The organism is Kitasatospora saccharophila (assembly GCF_039529925.1).
Lineage (GTDB): Bacteria > Actinomycetota > Actinomycetes > Streptomycetales > Streptomycetaceae > Kitasatospora > Kitasatospora saccharophila.
In genome coordinates this window covers 1-4048 of record NZ_BAAANS010000137.1, presented here as the reverse complement: position 1 = coordinate 4048, position 4048 = coordinate 1, and the positions used below count along the sequence as shown (strand labels likewise).

The window sequence follows — 4048 nt, the reverse complement described above, 5'->3', positions numbered from 1 at the left end:
TCACTTATCTGGACAACTTTGAGTTCTGCGACGGCAGATTCCTTCGATCAGGTGTCACCCTGCCGGGGACGGTGTCACCGCTTTCGTGCCGTGCAGTACTCAGTGCTCTCATCAGCGAAGACGCAGAACTGGCCGGTGCTCTCGCGGTAGCTGTCCGGTGTGTCGTGGTGCTCCTTGCGGGGTGGTCCGTCGATCCACTGGTGCCAGAGGCCGTCTGGAGCCAGGAACTTGGTCGCTTGACCGGCACCGAGCTTGGCGTCGAGGTGCAGGAGTGCACCCATGGCGGCTGTCTGGTCGTAGTAGAGGTCGGGACGTCGGAGGTAGCGATCGAGGTATGCGGCCAACAGGTCCGCGTCGGCTTGAGTGCCGAAGGTGGCGAAGGTGATGCAGTAGGCGGAGCCCGCGAAGCAGACCTCGCTGGCGAGCAGGAGCTCACCGAGGCGTTCACGGAACTCGGTTCTGCGGGCGACGGCAATGAGCCAGGCGGCGGTCGTGCGCTCTCGCCACCCGCCTTCGAGCAAAATGGCCAGTTCACCAGGTGTGATTTCGCTGGCAGCCTTGCCGAGCTCCCTTGCAAACTTGGTGCGCTTGCGCTCGGTCATGTGCAGGAAGCTGCCACCGAGTTTGAGGTAACGCTGGTCGGGCGTGACATAGCGGCGGATGAGCTTGAGCAACTCGGCTTGTTCGTCGGCGTGGCGCATGGTGGCATCCTGTCGTGGACGCGGCTGCTCGACCAGCGGTTTGGCTGGTCCGCCGCCTCAGCCGGTCGGCTCGTCGTGGAGTTCACCGAGGTCATCCAAGAGGCCGGTGATGCGGTCGGCGATGCGTTGATGGCGTTCGATTTCACGTTCCCAGCCGCGGTCTCTGGCGTCGGTGATCAGTTGCCGCTCAGTGCAGAGGCGTTCACGGAGCCGGGGCGCGTACTGGGGCGTGGTGATGAACTTCGCGCAGGTCAGGTAGAGGTCGCACTCGCAGGGGCCTTCCTGGGGCAGGCGAAGACAGCGGCCAAGTTCGAGTTCGGTCTTGTAGAAGTTGGTCTTCAGCCAGTCCAGCGCGTCCTGGTCGAGTTGTCCGGAGCGCAGGGTGTCGGCGAGCGGGCCGGCGATGACCGCGCCGGGCTTGAGGACGGCCTGGTAGTCAGCCAGGACCGTGGGGTCGGAGATGTGCGTGTAGGTCATCGACATGCCGGGGCTTTTGTGTCCGAGGACCTTCATGATGGTCTGGACGCGGGCGCCTTTCTCGGCAAGTTGGGTGCCCAGGGTGTGGCGGAAGCGGTGCGGGTGGATGGCGGGCTTGCCGACGCCGTTGAGGATTCCGAGACCCTGGCAGATCGCGCGGAGCGGGTTGGCGAACAGGTAGTCGGGGCCGGCGAGGCCTCCGTTGCGCAGGAACAGGTAGCGCACCGGGCGTCCGAGGTCGGAGTCGTGGATGCCTCGGTCGTACTGCATCTGCCGCAATGCGGCGAGCGTGCGGATGGCGTCGGCGGCTTCCTCATGAAGCGGCACGGTGCGTTCCTTGAGGGCCTTTCCGGCGGCGAGCCGCAGTCGTGGGGTGCCGTCCGGGTAGGTGTCGAGGCAGTCGAGGTGGAGCTTGCGGATCTCGGTGCGGCGGGCGCCGCTCCACCGGGCGACCAGCAGCGCACACCGCTGCAACGGGCAATCCAGCGACCGGACTTGGTCCATGACTGGCCCGAGCTGGTCTTCGGGGATGAACCGCGGGACGCGTTCGACCACGCGAGGCATGTCGGCATGCGTGATCAGAGGGCGGGCCGGGACGTCGTCCCATTCGGCGACGGCGGCATGCCGGAAGAACACGGCGACGGTCGAGATGATGCCGGCCCGGTAGGCCCGGCTGAGTGGCTCGTCGGGATATTTGATCTTGCGAAGCCGGTGAACCGACTCCATGAACGCGACCAGGTCGGCGCGGTTGAGCTGGTCGAGGCTGTCGATCTGTGGGCGCTCGGTGTCCAGCCAGAGCCCGAAGCGCCGCAGCCCGCCGCGGGTGCTGGACATGCTCTCGGGCCGCAGGACCAGGGCGCGTTCGGCGAGGAAGCGTTCGAAGACGGCGTCGATCCGCGGCTTGGAGCACAGCCGTGGTGGCGGGCTCGCCGTCTCGCGGGATGGCGGCCGGTCGGTGATGCCGGTGTGGAACAGCGCCAGGCCGGTGCGGAAGGCGTTCGTCGCCCAGGACAGCTTGAGGGTGGGGCAGCGGTCCTCGCCGATGACCTGGAGCAGACCGGGGATGCGTTCGCAGTGGCGGATGGCGTGCCGCATGGTCTCGACGTCGTCGCCGACGAGCGTGTTCAGGTCGGGGTCGCCGCGGTGCATGACCAGCCTGATCAAGCCCCAGGGAACCCGGAAGCCCTCGTCATCGCGGATGTGCCCGAGCGCCAGGAGACCGTCACGCAACCGCTCGCTGTGCTCCCGCAGCGGCAGCCCGAGGTGATCGGCGACAAGGAACGGCTTGAGCACGCCGATCCCCAGCAGCCAGCCCCAGTCCATGCGCATGCGTCCGGTGAGAGCGAGGTAGGTCAGATAGTGGCGAGCGTTGAAGTTGATCCATGCCGTCGCAGGATCGGATGCGGGCTCGGGAGCGCAACGGCGGTTCTGTCCCTCGCCGTTGCGCCAGCCAAGCCGAATCCGCAGCGGCTCTGCGAACCATGTGTGCAGATCGGGGTAGGTCCGCCGGAACCGCAGGTGGAACTGGGCGTGCTTTCGGCGCCAGCCGTTACTCATCGGCAAAGCAGCGATGAAGGCCGCGTACTCCGCCTCCGGGCAATGCTGGGGAAGCCAGCGTGCGGAGGCGGCCGGTGTTGACGCTGCCCACTGTGGTGCATTCACGCTCACGTGTCCTGCTCTCCGATCGCCCGACGGTAGTCCTTGACGACCTCGGGATCGCTCACCCGGGTGTAGACCTTCATCGAGTCGGGTGTCGCGTGCCCGAGCCGGGTCATCAGCGTCAACTCCCGCATGCCTCCCTCGAACATTCGGGTCGCGTGGGTGTGCCGAAGGCTGTGTGGGGTCAGCCATGCGTCCCGCACTCCGGCCCGCGCTGCGGCCCGGGCGAACATCCGCACCAGGGCGTCGTAGCCCAGAGGCTCGCCCCGGCGCTTTCCCCGGCCTCCGACCAGAAACATCCACGGCGTGTCCACGTCGGCCGGGCGCTCGCGCATCACGTAGGCGCTGAGCGCCGCCAGCGCCCGCCCCTCCCACAGATCGACCACCCGATCACGGCGCGATTTCTGCCGCACGCCGCGCGGATGATCGTCCCGTTTGCGGATCGTCACCCGGCGCTGTCCATAGGAGATGTCCCCCAGTTGCAGCCCCAGCACCTCACCCGGACGCAGCCCGCCCTCCCACATCACCTCCAGCAGCGCCAGGTCGCGGCGGGTACGCAGCTCATCGAGAAGCGCCCGGTAGACGTCGTCCGGCATCGGCCGCGGCACCGGTTCCACCGTCTTCACCCGCAGCACCCGGCGCACTGGCTGCTGTCGGCGCGCATTCGCCAGCGGCGGCCGGTGCCGGTCGGGCACTCGCGCCGCAGCCTGGTCGACCTTCTTGACGATCGGATTGTCCCGGCCGACGTACCGCTCGCTGGCGATCAGGAACTCGTAGAACGACGACACCGCGGCGAGCACCCGGTTGCACGTCTTCGGCGACAGCAACCGCCCATCGCCGGCCGCGACACCGAGTTCCAGGCGCTGCGCGCGCCGCGACGACGACATCAGCCGCAGCCACTCCAGGAACTCCATCGCCCGCGCCGGTGTGAACTCGTCTGCTGTGAAGCCGCGTTCCTCGCAGAAGAGGTACAGCTTCAGAAGGTCGTACGCGTATGCGCGGACAGTGTTCGTCGAGTACGCCCGAACGGTCAACAATCGCAGGAAGTCATCGACTTCGACCACTGGCTCATCAGCTGCGTCCATCAGCCGCACCTGCGGCTGACCGGCCGCGGCATCGGGCACCTTCATTACTCGCACGGCCGGAACCATACGCACCTCGTGCGGCCAGCACAGTCGCTGAATCAGGTGATCTGTCCAGATAACTTCGTC

At 67.1% G+C, this 4048-nt stretch carries 3 protein-coding genes; all 3 read right to left on the bottom strand.

Annotation, left to right across the window (positions count from 1 at the left end):
* Positions 1-74: 74 nt before the first annotated feature.
* Positions 75-701, bottom strand: coding sequence for a DUF6000 family protein (locus ABD345_RS39745; protein WP_344559679.1), 627 nt, complete (start codon positions 699-701; stop codon positions 75-77).
* Between the two features lie 57 nt (positions 702-758).
* Complete coding sequence (locus ABD345_RS39740; protein ID WP_344559677.1) at positions 759-2840, bottom strand: tyrosine-type recombinase/integrase; 2082 nt, start codon at positions 2838-2840, stop codon at positions 759-761.
* Positions 2841-2842: 2 nt separating this feature from the next.
* On the bottom strand, positions 2843-4048 hold a 1206-nt coding region (locus ABD345_RS39735), incomplete at its 5' end, for a tyrosine-type recombinase/integrase (protein WP_344559675.1).